This window comes from Bradyrhizobium sp. CCGE-LA001, assembly GCF_000296215.2.
Classification (GTDB): domain Bacteria; phylum Pseudomonadota; class Alphaproteobacteria; order Rhizobiales; family Xanthobacteraceae; genus Bradyrhizobium.
This window is the reverse complement of record NZ_CP013949.1, coordinates 6,955,650-6,972,506: the sequence shown is the minus strand read 5'-3', so window position 1 is coordinate 6,972,506 and position 16,857 is coordinate 6,955,650. Positions and strand designations below refer to the sequence as shown.

The following is a 16,857-nucleotide window of genomic DNA, read 5'->3' as shown; positions in this document are numbered from 1 at the left end:
TACGGAGGCTCGTAAGTAACTTGCTAAGGCATCGCCCCCTAAAAGTTGATTCGATTCCTATCGATCTGATCGCGCGCCCGTATCCCATTATTGCCGGAGCCCTCCCGTGAAGTTGAGCAATCTGAAGATCGTCCCGAAGCTCGGCATTCTTGTCGGCGTCACCTTGTTCGGCCTGTGCATCTCCGGTGTCCTCGCCGGCTACCTGATGAAGCAGGAGATGGTGAACGCGCGCATCGACCAAGCCAAGGCGATTGTCGAGATGGGCCGCAATTACGCGCTCACACTGAAGAAGCGAGTCGACGCAGGTGAGATGACGAAGGACGCCGCAATGGCCGAGCTTCGTCGCTACGGCAACGCGATGACCTACGACAAGGGCTCCGGCTATCTGTTCGGCACCTCCTATGACGGCATCACGCAGCTCGCGCCCGATCCCAAGCAGGTCGGTATCAACCGAATGGACGTCGAAACCAACGGCCGCAAGCTGAACCGCGAACTAATGGCGGGGGTGAAAGCCAACGGCGACACGATGCTTTACTACGAGTACGTGAAGCCGGGCGAGAACACGTTGATCCGCAAGATCGGCTACGCGATGGCCGTTCCCGGTCTCGACATGTTCATCGGCACCGGCGCCTATCTCGACGACATCGACGCGAAGATGGGACCGGTCTATTGGATGCTCGGCCTGGCCATGCTCGGCATCATGATCGTTGCAGGCAGCGTCGCCTGGCTGCTTGGGCGCAGCATCAGCCGTCCGCTGGCGCTGCTCGGCGCACGGATGAAGGATCTCGCCGACGGCAAGCTCGAAGGCGACATCCCGGGTGTCGGTCGCGGCGACGAAGTCGGTGCGATGGCTGCCACCGTCCAGACCTTCAAGGACAACGCCGTTCGCATCCGCGACCTCGAGAAGACCGAGGCCGATGCCAAGGACCGTGCCGCGGCGGAACGTCGCAGTGCGATGGAGGGCATCGCCAGCGACTTCGAGCGCAGCGTCAACGGCATCGTCCGCTCGGTGTCCTCGGCCGCCGCCGGCATGCAGAGCACGGCGCAGTCGATGACCGCGACTGCGAGCGACGCCTCCTCGCGCGCCGCGACGGTCGGTGCGGCCTCGCAAAAGGCCTCCGGCAATGTCGGGACGGTTGCGGCTGCCGCCGAAGAGCTGTCGAGCTCGGTTGCGGAGATCTCCCGCCAAGTCACCCGCTCGACCGAAGTGGCGAGCCGCGCCGTCAGCGACGCCGAGCGCACCAACGCCACCGTGCAGGTGCTCTCCACCGGCGCCGAGAAGATCGGCGAGGTCGTCAAGCTGATCCATTCGATCGCCGCGCAGACCAATCTGCTCGCGCTCAATGCCACCATCGAGGCGGCCCGCGCCGGTGAATCCGGCCGCGGTTTCGCCGTCGTAGCTTCCGAGGTCAAGGCGCTCGCCAACCAGACCGCGAAGGCAACCGAGGAGATCTCCGCGCAGGTCGCGGCGATGCAGACCTCGACCAGCGACGCGGTCACGGCCATCTCCGGCATCACCCAGACCATCGCCGAGATGAGCGAGATCACCGCCGGCATTTCCGCATCGATCGAGCAGCAGGGCGAGGCCACCCGCGAGATCGCCCGCAACATCCAGTCGGTCGCGGCCGGTTCGAGCGAGATCAACGCCCATATCGGCAGCGTCACCTCGGCGGCGGAGGCGACCGGAAGTGCGGCCACCGACGTGCTCACCAACGCTCGCGAGCTGGACAACCAGTCCGGCGCGCTGCGCAGCGCCGTCGACAGCTTCCTCGCTAAGGTGCGCGCGGCGTAAGGCCTTGCGCTGAATTCGTCGGGTGGGCAAAGACGCGCAAGCGCGTTGTGCCCACCTTTTTCCATCCTCTCGCCGTCATGCCCCGCGCAGGCGGGGCATCCAGTACGCCGTAGCTTCTCGGTTCTAGCCGCGCCGTCTCGAAGTACTGGATCGCCCGCCTGCGCGGGCGATGACAGTAGCAGTGGCGGACCCTACTGCTTCTCGATCTTCGCGTTCGTGATCAGCTTCTCCCACAGCACGAGCTGCTCGTTCACGAAGGTGCCGAGCTGCTCCGGCGTGCCCGAGAAGGCGTCCATGCCGAGGGTGGCGAGCTTGGCCTTGATCTCGGGATTCTCGACGATCTTCCTGATCTCGGCGTTGAGCCGCGTCACGATCTCCTTCGGCATGCCGGCCGGGCCGAAATAGCCCTGCCACGACGAGATGTCGAAATCGGGCACGCCGGCCTCCTGCATCGACGGCAGATGCGGCACCAGCGGCGTGCGCTCCTTGGTGGTGACTGCGAGCGCACGCAGAGCGTTGCCCTGGACGTGGGGCAGGCCGGTGAGGATGTCCACGAACATCATCGAGACGCGGCCGCCCATGACGTCGTTGAGCGCCGGCGGCGAGCTCTTGTAGGGCACGTGCAGGAGGTCGAGCCCGGCATTGTGCGCAAAGGTCGCGCCCGACACGATCGCTGAGGACGAACCGGAGGCGTAGCTCAGCTTGCCTGGATTGGCCTTGCCATAGGCAACGAGCTCGCCGACGGTCTTGGCCGGAACTTCGGGATTGACGACCAGCATGAAGGGCAGATCGCCGGTGCGCGCGATCGGGGTGAAATCCTTGACCGGATCGTAAGTGAGGCTCTTGAGCAGATAGGGATTGGCCGAATGCGTGGTGTTGGTGGTCACCAGCAGCGTGTAGCCGTCGGGCGCGGCCTTGGCGACATAGGTTGCGGCCAGCATGCCGTTGGCGCCGGCCTTGTTCTCGATCACGATGCCGACGCCGAGTGCCTGCGACAGATGCTGCGAGATCAGCCGCGTGGTGGTGTCGGTGCCGCTGCCGGCCGCAAACGGCAGCACCAGCGTGATGTTGCGGCTGGGATAATTGTCGGCCTGCGCCGTGGATGCGGCGGTAAGGCACAAGGCGACTGCGCCGATGGTGCGCAGGTGTCGAATCAATGCTGAAATCATCTTTGGACGTTCCCTCTTTTTGGTTGGCCGGAACGTAGCTTCTCTTCGTCAAAATCGGAAGACGGGAGTTTGTCTCGTGCCCCGGGCGCAGTGCAGCGCGCCGCTTTTCGCGGCGTGATGCACTGCTGAACCGGGGCCCATGCTTGCGGCAGACTGGGTCCCGGCTCTGCGTCGCACCGCTTCGCGCTGCGCCGCGTCCGGGACACGATAGTGCATCGTCCGCGGCGCGGAATTACTTCACCGCAGAGCCCTGGCGCGAGGCGATCACGACGCCGGCGAGCACCAGCGCGTAGCCGATCAGGTGGAACGCCTGCAGCTTTTCGCCGAGCAGGACGATCGCCATCGCCGAGCCGAACACCGGCACCAGATGAAAGAACGGCGCGGCGCGGTTCGGCCCGATCAGCGCCACGCCGCGGTTGAAGAAGAGATAGGCCAGCGTCGAGGGAAATATCAGGATATAGCCCAGCGTCGCCAGCGTGATCCCATCAAAATGCAGCACGTAGCCGCTGGCCGCCTCCCAGATCGCAGCGGGCAGCAGCATCGTGGCGCCGCAGCAGGTGGTGAAGGACAGAAAGGAGAGCTGGTGGATCTTCGGCCGCCGCGGGATGAAGGCCGAGTAGAGCCCGAACGCCACCAGCGAGGAGGCGAACATGAGGTCACCCCGGTTGAAGCTGATGCCGGCGAGCGCGGCAAGATCGCCGCGCAGGATGATGATCAGCACGCCGACCAGCGAGATCGCGATGCCGGCGAGCTGCGCGCCGGTCAGCCGCACGCCGAACAGCACCAGCGACCACAGCGCCACGAACAGGGGGCCTGCCGACTGGATCAGGAGCGCGTTCAACGCCTCCGTATATTGCATCGCCCAGTACGAGATCGCGTTGTTGAAGGCGAAGCCCACCAGCGACAGGAACAGCATCAGACGCAGGCTGCCCCGCAAGGCGGGCCAGTCGCGCTTCAGGTGCGGCCAGGCGAACGGCAACAGGATCAGGAACACGCCGAACCAGCGGATCGTGGTGATGGTCAACGGCGGCACATGTGCACCGACATGGCGCGCGAGCACGATGTTGCCGGCCCAGAACAGCGAGGTCAGGCTGAGCAGCAGATATGGTTGGTTGTTGAGCCAACTGGCCGGATTCGAGGCCGGTGGCGCGGGCGAAGCGATCGTCATTGGCGTCGGATGCGAGCTTGCGCCGGATTGCCGGCATGACACAAGTCACGGCGCCGCAATGCTACAATGCAGCCAAGCCCTGAGGAGGTGCCATTGGCGGTCAATATGTTGAACATCGAGGGCCTCGAGCGGCTCGACCCGAACGCACCGGTGGTGATGCTGAACCTGATGCGCTTCCACGCGCGTTCGCGCGATGGCGATGGATCGGGCTGGGATGCCTATCTGCGCTACAGCGCCATCACCGTGCCCATGATCAAGGCGCGCGGCGGCACGCTGCTCTGGACCGGTGATGCGAAGGCCATCGCACTCGGTCCTCACGCTGGCAACGACTGGGACTTCGTCGCGCTGGTCTATTACCCGACTGTCTCGGCTTTTCTCGATATGATGACGTCGGAAGCCTACGAGCGAGAAGCCGATCCGCATCGCGTCAATGGCTGCGCCGAGCATGTGATCATCGCGACCAGCGAGGCCTACAGCAAGTTCAGGATGAAGTAGCGAGTGCCCTTTCTCACCCCTGGAGAGTAGAGCAATCGCCTATGGGAGCGATTTCGCCTGTGGCCATCCTTCGAGACGCCCGCCCTTGGCGGGCCCTCAGGATGAGGATCGAGTTCGCAGCTGTCGTCTCCATGCGCACCGATGCTGCTTAGCCTCATCCTGAGGAGACCGCGAAGCGGTCGTCTCGAAGGACGAGACGCGCGCCAGGTCGCGCAAAATGCGCCCTGTGCTTAACCCTTACGTCGCCTGCTTTCGCGAAGCCACGAACACGCCCGACAGCACCAAGGCAAAGCCGATGAAATGGAAGATCTGCGGGTGCTCGCCGAGGAATGCGATCGCCATGATCGAACCGAACACCGGCACGACGTGGAAGAACGGGGCGGCGCGGTTGGCGCCGATCAGGCGGACACCGCGATTGAAGCAGAGATAGGCCAGCGTCGAGGGGAACACCGCGACGTAGAACAGCGTCAACAGGTTCGGTCCGTCGAGCTTCATCACGGGGCGCGCGAGCAGCTCCCAGATCTCCAGCGGAATGAGACAGGCGGCGCCGCAGCCGAAGGTGAAGGCGAGGAACGACAGGCCGTGCATCGGCGGCCGCTTCAACGTCAGCACCGAATAGAGCCCGAAGATCACGAGCGCGACGATGAAAATGAGGTCACCCTTGTTGAACTCGATGTTCGAAAGCGTGGTGAAATCGCCATGCAGCAGGATCGTCAGTACGCCGCACATCGACAGCAGCACGCCGAAGGCCTGCGCCGCGGTGAGTCGGACGCCGAGGATGGCCAGCGACCACAGCGCCACGATCAACGGCGCGGCCGACTGCAGCAGCAGCGTGTTCAGCGCCTGGGTGTGCTCCAGCGCCCAATATTGCAGCGTGTTGAAGGCGCCGATGCCGGTGATCGAGAGCGTCACCATCAGGCCGAGCCGCCCGCGGATCGCGGGCCAGTCCTGCGCAAGATGCTTCCAGGCGAACGGCAGCACCAGGAGGAAGGCGAAGAACCAGCGCAGGAAGGAGAGGGTAACCGGCGGGATGTGGCCGGCGGCGAGACGGCCGACGATGGCGTTGCCGGCCCAGCACAGCGCGGTGATGCTGAGCAGCAGGTATGGCTGGTTGGCGATCCAGCCGTGACCGGAGGTGTCGGCGGCGGTGGTCTGGCCGGTGGCGGACATTGTGATCGTTATGGCCCCGCGGATGCGCCGAGGCCTCCGGCCCGGCGAGGTCCGGGCCGGTCGATCACCCGGCCCTGCTCAAAGACACGGAAATCGAGATGGCATCAACGGGGGCGGACGCATCGCGACCATGCAGCGGCGGACACGGCCTCTCAGGCTTTGGTCGAAGCCGTCGCGCCGATCTGGAAGATTTCTGGATTTTCAGGGGATATCAAAGGCTTGGGTCGGGCTTTGGTCCCCGAAAAAGCCCCGTTCTTGCTTGCCTAGAGGGGCTGCTTCCTTTATCCGGTTGGCTGCCTTGCGTGCGGGCGGCTCCGGCCGCCGCTTGGGCTGGGCGCAGGCATGATCCCGGAAGAGTGGGCACCGGTTTTCCGCGAGGATCATGCCTTCTAGAGACAGATTGATAGGGATTACCCGCGAATGGCCAATGTTGTCGTCGTCGGCGCCCAGTGGGGCGACGAAGGGAAGGGCAAGATCGTCGACTGGTTGTCGGAGCAGGCGGATATCGTCGTCCGCTTCCAGGGCGGCCATAACGCCGGCCACACGCTGGTGATCAACGGCAAGACCTACAAGCTCGCGCTGCTGCCCTCCGGCGTGCTGCGCGAGGGCAAGCTGTCGGTGATCGGCAACGGCGTGGTGTTCGATCCCGCGGCCTTCCTCGACGAGGTCGCCAGGCTCCGGTCGCAGGGCGTCGATGTCAGCCCCGACAACCTGCGTGTCGCGGAAAACGTCACCTTGATCCTGCCGCTGCATCGCGAGCTCGATGCGCACCGCGAATCCGCCAGTGCGGCGACCGCGATCGGCACCACGCGGCGCGGCATTGGGCCAGCCTATGAAGACAAGGTCGGCCGCCGCGCCATCCGCCTGATGGACCTTGCCGATCATCAGACGCTGCCGCACAAGATCGACCGCCTGCTGGCGCATCACAACGCGCTGCGCCGCGGCCTCAATCTGCCGGAATTCGACGGCGCGGTGATCCTGAAGGAGCTGATGGCCATGGCGCCGCAGCTGTTGCCCTATGCCGAGACGGTCTGGCGGCTGCTCGACATCAAGCGGCGCGAGGGCAAGCGCATGCTGTTCGAGGGCGCGCAGGGCGCGCTGCTCGACGTCGACCATGGCACCTATCCTTACGTCACCTCGTCCAACACGGTGGCGGCGCAGGCCGCGACCGGCGCCGGCCTCGGGCCGGGCGCGGTCGGCTACGTGCTCGGCCTGTGCAAGGCCTACACGACCCGCGTCGGCCAGGGCCCGTTCCCGACCGAGCAGGACAACGAGACCGGCCGCAAGATCGGCGAGCGCGGCCGCGAGTTCGGCACCAACACCGGGCGGCCCCGCCGCTGTGGCTGGTTCGATGCCGTGCTGGTCCGCCAGGCGGTCCGTACCTGCGGCATCAACGGCCTGGCGCTGACCAAGCTCGACATCCTCGACGGCTTCGACACCATCGAGGTCTGCACCGGCTACAAGCTCGACGGCAAGGAGATCGATCATTTCCCGGCCGGCGAGGGCGCGCAAAGCCGGGTCGAGCCGATCTACGAGACCATCGAGGGCTGGAAGGAGCCGACCGCCAGCGCGCGGTCCTGGGCCGACCTGCCGGCCCAGGCCATCAAATATGTCCGCCGGATCGAGGAATTGGTGGGGTGCCCGGTCGCACTGCTTTCCACCAGCCCCGAACGCGAGGATACTATCCTGGTGCAAAACCCGTTTGAGGCTTAACGATATCTTACCAGGACGCGCGTATAGTTGAGTTGAAATGGCTGATTACTATCCGCTGATCGCCCGCGCTATTGCCGCCCTGGACCCCAACGCTCCCGGCGAAAGCCGTCGCGCGCTCTATGAGCGGGCGCGCACGGCGCTGATCGCGCAGCTGCGCAGCGTGCAGCCGCCGCTCTCCGAATCCGAGATCACCCGCGAACGGCTGTCGCTGGAAGAGGCCGTCCGCAAGGTCGAATCGGAGGCCGCCCAGCGTGCCCGCGAGGCCTCGCGCCCCGGTGGCGGCACCCGCGCCAGCGGCAGCGGCGATGCCTTCCGCCGGGCCAGCGCCCGCGCCGCCGAGGGCAACGCTTCGGCATCCCAGCCGGCCCCGCCGCGCACGCGTCCGGCTCCGACGCCGCCCCGGGCCGACCGGCCGTCCTTCAACGTCGATGACCAGGGCGAGGCGCCGCGGCCGCCGCGCGCGCCGCGTTTCGACGCCCCGCGCCAGCCTGGCCCATCCGCGCCGCCACCAATGCCCGAGCCGCCCGCGGGCGGACGCGATCGCGGGGGTGCGCGCCGTCCGCCGGACATGGGCCCGCCGCCCCCGCCACCATCGGCGCCGGGCGTGCGCGGCTTCCGCGACATCACGGCCGATGCCAACGATCTCGGCGGCGCCGCCGCGCAGGCCAGCCGCGCTGCGCGCCGCACCTACGCCAACGTGCCTTCACCCACGCCGGAGTTCGACCGGCTGGAGCCGAGCCTGGAAAATCGCTCCGGCGAGGCCGAGGCGCCCTATTCCTACGACGAGTCGATCGAGGAGGCCGAGCGCTACACGCCGCAGCCGCCCTCGCCCCGTCCGCGCGTCGCCGCCGAGCGCGACGTCAAGAAGCGCGTCCGCACCGGCTCCGCCTTCCCGTTCAAGAGCGCGATCGCCGTCGGCATCGTGCTGATCCTCGTCGGCGCCGGCATCCTCTGGGGCAAGCAACTGGTCCAGATCGTCAACGGCTTCCTCAAGCCGTCCGCGACGCAAGTGACGGACACGCCGACCCCGGCGCAGCCGCAGAGCAAGCCCAAGATTCCGGATCGGGTTGGCCAGCCTTCGGCGGACCAGCCGGTCGCGCCGGTGGCGCAGAAGGTCGTGCTCTATGACGAGGATCCGTCCGATCCGAAGGGCAAGCAATATGTCGGCTCGGTGGTGTGGCGGCTGGAGCCGATCAAGGCGTCCGGCAACCAGAAGGCCGACCTCGCCGTGCGCGCCGACATCGAGATTCCCGACCGCAAGTTCAAGATGACGATGTCGTTCCGTCGCAACACCGATTCGTCGCTGCCGGCGAGCCATACCGCAGAATTGACCTTCATCCTGCCGCAGGACTTTCCGGGTGGCAGCGTCTCCAACGTGCCGGGCATCCTGATGAAGTCGAACGAGCAGGCGCGCGGCACGCCGCTCGCCGGCCTCGCGGTCAAGGTCACTGACGGCTTCTTCCTGGTCGGCCTGTCCAATGTCGACGCCGACCGCTCTCGCAACGTCCAGCTCCTGAAGGAGCGCTCGTGGTTCGACGTGCCGCTGGTCTACGCCAACCAGCGCCGCGCCATCATCGCCATCGAGAAGGGCGCCCCCGGCGAGCGCGCTTTCAACGACGCCTTCGCGCAGTGGGGCGATTGAGGTCTTTCTTCCGACTTAGCGACAATCGTCATGCCCGGGCTTGTCCCGGGCATCCACGTTCTCTGTACGCTGAGGTAAGCCATGGATGGCCGGGACAAGCCCGGCCATGACGCTGCTGATGATCCGACCCCTACTGCGCGGCCGCTTCCCGCTTGCGCGATGCGGTGGCCTCGCGGTCCATCACGGCGCGGCAGCCGGGGCTGACATTCGCCTTGTTCCGCACCATGCAGGCCCTGACCCGCGGGATGTCGGGAATTTCACTGGAGCACAGCCGCATCGCATCGCCCGTGCACATCTGCTGCGCTTCGGACGAGAAGGCGAGGCCGGGTGATGTCTGCAGTGCGAGGGCGCTGGCGACGACGGCCAACAGCGAAGCGGTGGACTTAAACAGAGTTGCCATGGTCTGATTGCGTGTCATGCGGAATGGGTCCCCGATTTCCCTTGGGCTTGAGCCACTTGGTTTTTGGGGCGCCGCACGCGGCTTGATCTGCCGCATGTCACAGCCTTCACGCCGGGAACTTAAGTCCCGCATGTGGTCGCTCGATTTCTTGATGTTCGAATCGAAAAGTGCTGCGCCGCCCGAGCGAAGTATGCGCCATTGCCCGGCGGCTGCAATGGTCAGCGCGAAGGAATTCGCAATTGTTGCACGCGAGTCACGTCGCGCGTGCTCACATCAGCCGATCCGAGGATGCACCCGCTTGCTCCGCATCGCTCGCGCCGAGTGATGCGGCATGTTCCTCGACCGCGGTGACGCCCTTGGCCGTGAGTTCGAACAGGTCGCCGTCCTTCATCACGTAACCGTCGGCGATCAATTGGCCTACCTTGCCTTGGCGGTCGTCGGCGAAGGCAACGGATTGGCTGATATCCCGGAGGATGGAGAGTTGTTCATCGCGTAACATGGCTTCACGCTCCATTCGCCGGGATGGTGCCGGTCTTCACATGCCGTGGCTCTTGAATACATTGCTGCAGGACTTCGACAGCTTGGCGCGATTGGCTTGCAGGCAACCTTGTACCGCCATGTCGTTGCCGAGGTCCTTGCGGCAGAAGCGCTGTGCGTCTCGCGTGCAGGCCTTCTGTTCCTGCGGCGTGCCCATGTGGCCTTGCGCGAAAGCAGGCCCCTCCGAAACACCGGTCAAGGCTGCCAGCATGATCGTCGCCAGGAGAATTTTGCGGGCCATCGGCGCTCCAATCGGACAGAGGTAAATTCAGGTCATGCATGAACTCGTCGCCCTGCCACTTGTTCCCCCTTCAGGGGCCGGCGCCCGCTGTTCAAGGTTCCCGCGGCGCTGCTATAAAGCTGTGGAAGTCCAAGAGGTGGCTCGATGAAACGCTATCTGGTGTTTGCGCTGGTCGGTCCGTTCGTCGGCGGGTTCCTGCTGCTGCTGACGACGACCTATCAGTCCGGCTATTGGGCCCAGACCAGCCTCGGCGAGGTCGGAAAGCTGTTCGCGGTGTTCTTCAAGACGCTGCAATACAGCTATCTGTTCGGCTTCCTGCCCGCGCTGATGATCGGCGCGGTCGACGACATCCTGGTCCATATAAGGCGGATCGGCCCGGGCGTGCGAATGCTGCTGGTCGGCCTGTTCGCCTTCATCCTGGCCTCGATGACCTACTCCTCCCGCGGGCCGGATTCGGGTGCGGTGCAGTTCATCCTGTACGGCCTGGTCGGCTTCGTGCCGGCGGTGATTTCGTCCTGGCTCGTGCATAGATATGTCGAGGAGCCGCCGGCGGTGGCGGCGCCGACCTGAGCGCGCGACTTTCGGGCGCGGCGCAGCAACCTCCGCCGCGGCGGCGCGTTCCCTAGAGACCATGACCATGTCCGACGACGATATCATTGCCCCGCGCCGATCCCGTTCGGGAGGCGGCTCGCGCGCAACCTTCTCCGGCAAGGAGACGCGCGGGCCGATCATCGATCAGGAGGGACACGAGATCCGCCCCGAAACGCTGGAGCAGAGATTTCGCGAGTTTCGCTTTGAGTTCGGCAGGGACAATCCGTTTGCTGGCAATCCGTTCGGCAATCTGACGCGCGAGCAGCGGATTGCGCGGCTCGAGGCGATCGCGAAACTGCTCGACGTCGCCTTCATCCTGCCCGGCACCAATATCCGTTACGGCATCGACGGGCTGATCGGTCTGATCCCGGTCGTCGGCGACATCATCACCACCGCGATCTCGCTGTGGCTGGTGCGCGAGGCGCGAGCGCTCGGCGCGCCCTGGTACATCACCGCGCGCATGCTCGGCAATGTCGCAGTCGACGGCGTGGTCGGCCTGGTCCCCTTCGCGGGCGACGCCTTCGACGTCATGTTCCGCGCCAATATGCGCAATGTGCGCCTGCTCCAGCGCTGGCTGGAGAAGCAGCCGCGGATGTAGAAGCGTTCCTCTTCGCAATTGATGAGTAGGCATGACGGGTCGTCATGCCCGGGCTTGTTCCGGGCATCCACGTTCGTCGTGCTGCGGCGCAAGGCGCGGATGGCCGGGACAAGCCGGGCCATGACGTTGTGGAAGCACGAAAGCCGAAAACACAAAAGGCGCGACAGCCTTTCAGCCATCGCGCCTTTTGCGCACATCGAACGGTGTTGGGAAAAGTTACGCCGCGTCGGCGTCGGTCTCGGTGTCCAGCTTGCGGCGGCGGGGTAGCGGGAAGGCCTCGCTCTCATAGAGCGAGCGGATGCCGTTCTGGTCGAAGCGCGCTTCCTCGACCTGCAGATAGGCGCCGTTCAACGAATCCGTCGGCAATTGCTCCATCGCGAACTGCACGGCCTCGGCGGCGGTGCCGAACCGGCGATAGGTGAAGCCCGCGCGCTTCTTCTTGCGGATCGCGGCGGGGAAGAGTTCGGCGGAGGTGTTGAAGTTAAACGGACGCAGTGGACGCATGGTCAAAGACCTCGTGATCTTCTCTGGGGCTTTAAGCGCGTGGGGTTTGGGAGGGGAGGGGCCGCAATCGAGCGGGCCCGCCGCACATGTCATTTTCGTCCTCTAATATAGCCCGATTTGACAAAAATGCGACCCCCGCGATGCGAGATGATGAATCCACGCATGGCAGCCCCGCGCGGGCGATAACTTCAGCAATTTCAATAAGTTGTACGGCTTACAGTTTGCCGAGAAGCAGCAGCACGACCAACACCACCAGCACGACGCCGCCGATTCCCATGCCGGAATGGCCAAGGCCATAGCCATAGCCGCCGATCCGGCCGGACAGGCCCCCCAGCAGATAGATGATCACCAGGATGATCAGGATGGTCCCGAGTGACATGGCATCCTCCCTGGCGGCCGCCAAATGCGAGGACGGCCGCGCCGCCGGGAGAGAAAAGCACATCGCCACAGCGGGTTCCAACTCGGAACCCGCCGTGGCCTTGGGTTTATTTCGGCTCCAGCTTGAGTGCCGCCGAATTGATGCAATAGCGCAGGCCGGTCGGCCCGGGACCGTCGGGGAAGACATGGCCGAGATGGCCGCTGCACTTGGAGCACAGCACCTCGGTGCGGATCATGCCGTGGCTAACGTCGCGCTCCTCGTCGATATGGCTCTCGACCGCCGGCTGAGTGAAGCTCGGCCAGCCGCAGCCGGAATCGAACTTGGCATCCGACTCGAACAGCACGTTGCCGCAGCCGGCGCACACGTAAGTGCCGGCACGGTGGTCGTGCTCATACTCGCCGGAGAAGGGCCGCTCGGTCGCCTTCTCGCGCAGCACCGCGTACTGCATCGGCGTCAGCTCGCGCCGCCACTGCTCGTCGCTCTTGATGACCTTGTCTTCGGTGGTTTTCGTCCTGGTGTCGGGCATGGGTCTCCCGTTCTTTGATGGATCTCGCGATCAGTTGGTGGCCTTGCTGGCATTCACCAGCGTCGGCTTTTCAATGTAGTTATCCGCGAACAGCTTTTTCAGGTTCTCGACCTTCGGGATGTCGTTATAGGCGATGTAGGGCTGGTTCGGGTGCAGCGTCAGATAATCCTGGTGGTAGGCTTCCGCCGGATAGAACGCCTCCAGCGCGCCGACCTTGGTCACGATCGGCTTCTTGAAGACCTTCGCGCCGTTGAGCTGGGCGATATAGGCCTCTGCCACCTTCTTCTGCTCGTCGGAGGTGGTGAAGATCGCCGAGCGATATTGCGGGCCGACGTCAGGGCCCTGGCGGTTCAGCTGGGTCGGGTCGTGCACCACCGAGAAATAGATCTGGAGGATCTTGCCGTAAGAGATCTTCTGCGGATCGTATTTGATCTCGACGGCCTCGGCATGGCCGGTGCGGCCGCTCGAGACGCTCTGGTAGTCGGCGGTCGCCTTGGTGCCGCCGGCGTAGCCGGACACGGCGTTGACCACGCCCGCAGTGTGCTGGAAGACGCCTTGGACGCCCCAGAAGCAGCCGCCGGCGATGACGGCAGTCTGGATTCCGCTCGCGGACGCTGTATCGGTGGCGGGGGCGGGGATCACGACCGCATCCTCGGCAGCCCGGGACGGCATGGCAAAGGCCAGCGAGAGCGCGGCGGTTGCGGCGAGCAGGGACAGGACGGCAGGTCGGCGCATGGCGATCCTCTTTCCGAAGGTCTGACAGTCTAAGGCGGCCGGGCCCGGGCGAACAGCCTGCCCGGCGGCATTTGCATCATTCGAGATACGGACATCGCTTGCGATTGTTACGCTGGGGCGGACACGAGACCGTGAGGACGCTTAGCGGGGCGGGACGGGCCGGCTTGGCGGGACGTGGAACTCCGCGCTAGATGAACCCGCGCGATCGACGATCGACTATAGGAATGGTGACTGGAGCTGACCTGACAACATGCTGCGCGTCGTTTCCCTGACCCTCGCCGCTCTGGCCGCCTTTGTCTCCACTGCCGCAGCCGATCAAGCCGGCGACGATCTCGCCATTTGCCGCGACCGCCAGGCGGAGCTGCCGGCCCGCGCCGCCGCCTGCGACAATCTGCTCAGCGCCGACCGGGTCGCCGGCAAGGACAAGGCGATCGCGCTCTCCGTGCGCGGCAGCACGCTGCTCAACAAGCGCGACTACGTGCGCGCGATCGAGGTCTTGTCCACCGCGCTCGACCTCGATCCCGACTATGTAGTGACCCTCAACCTGCGCGGCCTCGCCTATGAGCGCAGCGGGAAGGAGGATCTCGCGATGGCCGACTACAACCTCGCGCTCCAGAAGCGGCCGGCCTACGGCGTCCCCTACAACAATCGCGGGGTCATCCACCTGCGCCGGGGCGCGCTGCAAAGCGCGCTCGACGATTTCAGCCTGTCGATCAAATACACGCCGAAATTCCTGCTCGCCTGGACCAACCGCGCCCGCGTGCGCACGCTGATGAAGGATTTCGACGGCGCCCTCGCCGATTTCGCCGAGGCCGAGAAGATCGATGCGGCCGCGCCGCAGATCGCCGGCAGCCGCTGCATCACCTACGGCATGATGGGGAAGTACGCGCAGGCCCTTGCCGACTGCAGCGGCCTGATCGAGAAGCAGCCGAAGAACGTGTTCGTGATCAACAATCGCGCCGACGTCAACATGATGAAGGGCGACCTCGATGCGGCGCTCAAGGACTACAACGCGGCCCTCCAGATCAATCCCAACAATGTCCGCGCCCATTCCGGCCGTGGCCAGATCTACGAGCGGAGGAAGGATCTCGCCCAGGCCCGCGCCGATTACCGCGCCGCGGCCTATTCGCTGACCAGGTTGGACGAGATCGACGTCGCGCGCGCCCGCGCCATCGCCCAGGAGCGGCTCGCCGCGTTGACGCCGCAAACGCCGGGCGGCGCACCCGCCGGGCGCCGCGTCGCGCTGGTGATCGGCAATGGCGCCTACAAGAACGTCCATGCCCTGCCCAATCCACTGCGCGACTCCAAACTGATCGCCGGCGTGCTGCGCGATGTCGGCTTCCAGACCGTGATATCCGTCAGCGATCTCACCCGCGACAAGTTCTTCGAGGCGTTGCAGACCTTTGCCAATGAGGCGGAAAAGGCCGATTGGGCCGTGGTCTATTATGCCGGCCACGGTTTCGAGATCGGCGGGGTGAACTATCTCGTTCCTGTTGATGCCAAGCTCGCCGCCGACAAGGACGCCGAGACCCAGGCGGTTGCCCTGGAGCAGGTGATCGCCGCGGTCGGCGCCGCACGAAAGATGCGGCTCGTGGTCCTGGATGCCTGCCGCGACAATCCGTTCGCGCCGACCATGCAGCGCACGCTGGCGCTGAAGCTCGTCGACAAGGGTTTTTCCAACATCGAGCCCGGCGACGGATTCATGGTGGTCTATGCCGCCAAGCACGGCGAGACCGCGATGGACGGCGATGGTGCCGCCAACAGCCCGTTCGCCACCGCGCTCGCCCGCGAGATCAAGCAGCCGCGCGTCGAGATCCGAAAGCTGTTCGACATCGTCCGCGACGATGTCTGGGCCGCGACCAAGCACGAGCAGCAGCCGTTCACCTACGGCTCACCGCCGGGAAGAGAGGACTTTTATTTTGTCGCGGGGAAATGACGAGCAATCAGGTCTCGTAGGGTGGGCAAAGCGAAGCGTGCCCACCATTTCTAGTGCGTGTGGAGAGATGGTGGGCACGGCGCGTTGCGCCTTTGCCCACCCTACGGGAGCGGAGTCTTAAACGACAATACTCAACCGCTTCGCCGCGCGCGTAATCCCCGTATACAGCCACCGCGCCCGGGATTCCCCGAACGCGAAGCTCTCGTCGAACAGCACGACGTCGTCCCATTGCGAGCCCTGCGACTTGTGCACGGTCAGCACATAGCCGTAGTCGAACTCGTCATAAGGCTTGCGCTGCTCCCAGGCGATCTGCTCGATGCCGCCCTCGAAGCAGTCGGCGCGCACCGAGACCTTGGTCACCTTGTGCCCGAAATCCTCGTCCGGCATCAGGCGCATCGAGAGGATGCGCGACTTCGAGCGCGACGTGTTGCGCGACTTGACGCGCCACAGCCCGCCGTTGAACAAGCCCTTCTTGCGGTTGTTGCGCAGGCACACCAGCTTGTCGCCGGCGACGGGAAACTGGTCCTCGATGTTCTGGCGCTGGCGCACCCGCATGTTGTAGGCGCGGCGCGTGTTGTTGCGGCCGACCAGCACCTGGTCGGCGCCCATGACGCGGTCGGGATCGAGCTCCTTGCGCGAGACCACCTCGCTCTCGCCATAGCGGCCGATGTCGAGCTCGCGGCCCTCGCGGACGTCCATCGACATCCGCACGATCGGATCGTCCTGGGCCTGGCGATGCACCTCGGTCAGCATTGCGTCCGGCTCCGAATTGGTGAAGAAGCCGCCGCCCTGGATCGGCGGCAGCTGCGCGGGGTCGCCGAGCACCAGCAGCGGACAGTCGAACGACATCAGGTCGCGCCCCAGCTCGGCGTCGACCATCGAGCATTCGTCGATCACGATCAGCTTGGCCTTGGAGGCCGGCGCGTCATCCCACAACTCGAAGCTCGGCTGCTCCTCACCGGATTCCCGGGCACGGTAGATCAGGGAATGGATGGTGGAGGCCTCGTCGCAACCCTTGTTGCGCATGACGAGGGCCGCCTTGCCGGTGAAGGCGGCGAACTTCACCTCGCCATCGACGCCCTCGGCGATGTGCCGCGCCAGCGTGGTCTTGCCGGTGCCGGCAAAGCCGAACAGGCGGAACACCGGCGGCGTGCCGTTCCGGCCGGGCTTTGCTTTGAGCCAGTCGCCGACGGCCTTGAGCGCGGCATCCTGATGCGGGGTGAAGGTGGCCATGTCTGTCTTGAGGGAAGGCGAATGAGGC

The 16,857-nt window shown here is 65.3% G+C and carries 18 protein-coding genes; 7 read left to right on the top strand and 11 right to left on the bottom strand.

Going from position 1 to position 16,857, the window contains the following annotated elements:
• Positions 1-106 precede the first annotated feature (106 nt).
• Entirely contained in the window at positions 107-1,792 is a 1,686-nt protein-coding gene (locus tag BCCGELA001_RS31765; RefSeq protein WP_060737085.1) for a methyl-accepting chemotaxis protein, read from the top strand.
• A gap of 191 nt (positions 1,793-1,983) precedes the next feature.
• Here the strand turns inward: BCCGELA001_RS31765 and BCCGELA001_RS31760 are convergent, their stop codons facing one another.
• On the bottom strand, positions 1,984-2,961 hold the full coding sequence (locus tag BCCGELA001_RS31760) for a Bug family tripartite tricarboxylate transporter substrate binding protein (protein WP_060737084.1): 978 nt from the start codon (positions 2,959-2,961) through the stop codon (positions 1,984-1,986).
• A 232-nt stretch (positions 2,962-3,193) separates the two neighbouring features.
• Entirely contained in the window at positions 3,194-4,129 is a 936-nt protein-coding gene (locus tag BCCGELA001_RS31755; protein ID WP_060737083.1) for a DMT family transporter, read from the bottom strand.
• Positions 4,130-4,234: 105 nt separating this feature from the next.
• On the opposite strand from BCCGELA001_RS31755, the gene BCCGELA001_RS31750 reads away from it, so the two are divergent.
• Positions 4,235-4,624, top strand: coding sequence for a hypothetical protein (locus tag BCCGELA001_RS31750; RefSeq protein ID WP_008546078.1), 390 nt, complete (start codon positions 4,235-4,237; stop codon positions 4,622-4,624).
• Between the two features lie 237 nt (positions 4,625-4,861).
• Here the strand turns inward: BCCGELA001_RS31750 and BCCGELA001_RS31745 are convergent, their stop codons facing one another.
• Positions 4,862-5,794 carry a DMT family transporter gene (locus BCCGELA001_RS31745; protein ID WP_008546077.1) on the bottom strand — a complete coding sequence of 311 codons (933 nt, stop codon included), beginning with the start codon at positions 5,792-5,794 and terminating at the stop codon, positions 4,862-4,864.
• Between the two features lie 420 nt (positions 5,795-6,214).
• On the opposite strand from BCCGELA001_RS31745, the gene BCCGELA001_RS31740 reads away from it, so the two are divergent.
• Together BCCGELA001_RS31740 and BCCGELA001_RS31735 are read left to right on the top strand one after the other, a co-directional pair.
• The gene (locus BCCGELA001_RS31740; RefSeq protein WP_008546076.1) at positions 6,215-7,507 is read left to right on the top strand and encodes an adenylosuccinate synthase; all 1,293 of its coding nucleotides are present in this window, start codon (positions 6,215-6,217) and stop codon (positions 7,505-7,507) included.
• Between the two features lie 37 nt (positions 7,508-7,544).
• Positions 7,545-9,149, top strand: a complete 1,605-nt coding sequence (locus tag BCCGELA001_RS31735) for a hypothetical protein (RefSeq protein ID WP_060737081.1) — start codon at positions 7,545-7,547, stop codon at positions 9,147-9,149.
• 130 nt (positions 9,150-9,279) lie between these two features.
• Here BCCGELA001_RS31735 and BCCGELA001_RS38215 read toward each other — a convergent pair whose 3' ends face one another.
• The 3 genes from BCCGELA001_RS38215 to BCCGELA001_RS31720 all read right to left on the bottom strand — a co-directional run bounded on the left by BCCGELA001_RS38215 (position 9,280) and on the right by BCCGELA001_RS31720 (position 10,297).
• Positions 9,280-9,567, bottom strand: coding sequence for a hypothetical protein (locus tag BCCGELA001_RS38215; RefSeq protein ID WP_008546074.1), 288 nt, complete (start codon positions 9,565-9,567; stop codon positions 9,280-9,282).
• A gap of 250 nt (positions 9,568-9,817) precedes the next feature.
• Entirely contained in the window at positions 9,818-10,063 is a 246-nt protein-coding gene (locus BCCGELA001_RS31725) for a hypothetical protein (protein ID WP_008546073.1), read from the bottom strand.
• Positions 10,064-10,084: 21 nt separating this feature from the next.
• Positions 10,085-10,297: a hypothetical protein gene (locus tag BCCGELA001_RS31720; protein ID WP_442855186.1), complete on the bottom strand. Its 213-nt coding sequence runs from the start codon at positions 10,295-10,297 to the stop codon at positions 10,085-10,087.
• A 174-nt stretch (positions 10,298-10,471) separates the two neighbouring features.
• Here BCCGELA001_RS31720 and BCCGELA001_RS31715 point away from each other — a divergent pair, with 174 nt between their 5' ends.
• Both BCCGELA001_RS31715 and BCCGELA001_RS31710 read left to right on the top strand, forming a co-directional pair.
• Positions 10,472-10,897, top strand: a complete 426-nt coding sequence (locus tag BCCGELA001_RS31715) for a DUF5413 family protein (protein ID WP_060737079.1) — start codon at positions 10,472-10,474, stop codon at positions 10,895-10,897.
• A gap of 61 nt (positions 10,898-10,958) precedes the next feature.
• Positions 10,959-11,516 (top strand): DUF4112 domain-containing protein, encoded by a 558-nt coding sequence (locus tag BCCGELA001_RS31710; RefSeq protein ID WP_144441598.1) that lies wholly within the window; start codon positions 10,959-10,961, stop codon positions 11,514-11,516.
• Positions 11,517-11,732: 216 nt separating this feature from the next.
• Here BCCGELA001_RS31710 and BCCGELA001_RS31705 read toward each other — a convergent pair whose 3' ends face one another.
• The 4 genes from BCCGELA001_RS31705 to msrA form a co-directional block, all read right to left on the bottom strand.
• Positions 11,733-12,020 (bottom strand): hypothetical protein, encoded by a 288-nt coding sequence (locus BCCGELA001_RS31705; protein ID WP_008546070.1) that lies wholly within the window; start codon positions 12,018-12,020, stop codon positions 11,733-11,735.
• A gap of 214 nt (positions 12,021-12,234) precedes the next feature.
• Positions 12,235-12,399, bottom strand: a complete 165-nt coding sequence (locus tag BCCGELA001_RS31700; RefSeq protein WP_060737078.1) for a DUF3309 family protein — start codon at positions 12,397-12,399, stop codon at positions 12,235-12,237.
• Positions 12,400-12,505: 106 nt separating this feature from the next.
• Positions 12,506-12,925, bottom strand: coding sequence for a peptide-methionine (R)-S-oxide reductase MsrB (msrB, locus tag BCCGELA001_RS31695; protein WP_008546069.1), 420 nt, complete (start codon positions 12,923-12,925; stop codon positions 12,506-12,508).
• 30 nt (positions 12,926-12,955) lie between these two features.
• On the bottom strand, positions 12,956-13,660 hold the full coding sequence (msrA, locus tag BCCGELA001_RS31690) for a peptide-methionine (S)-S-oxide reductase MsrA (RefSeq protein ID WP_008546068.1): 705 nt from the start codon (positions 13,658-13,660) through the stop codon (positions 12,956-12,958).
• 250 nt (positions 13,661-13,910) lie between these two features.
• Here msrA and BCCGELA001_RS31685 point away from each other — a divergent pair, with 250 nt between their 5' ends.
• Positions 13,911-15,596 (top strand): caspase family protein, encoded by a 1,686-nt coding sequence (locus tag BCCGELA001_RS31685; RefSeq protein WP_060737077.1) that lies wholly within the window; start codon positions 13,911-13,913, stop codon positions 15,594-15,596.
• A 117-nt stretch (positions 15,597-15,713) separates the two neighbouring features.
• Here BCCGELA001_RS31685 and BCCGELA001_RS31680 read toward each other — a convergent pair whose 3' ends face one another.
• Positions 15,714-16,829 carry an ATP-dependent DNA helicase gene (locus BCCGELA001_RS31680; RefSeq protein ID WP_008546058.1) on the bottom strand — a complete coding sequence of 372 codons (1,116 nt, stop codon included), beginning with the start codon at positions 16,827-16,829 and terminating at the stop codon, positions 15,714-15,716.
• Positions 16,830-16,857 lie beyond the last annotated feature (28 nt).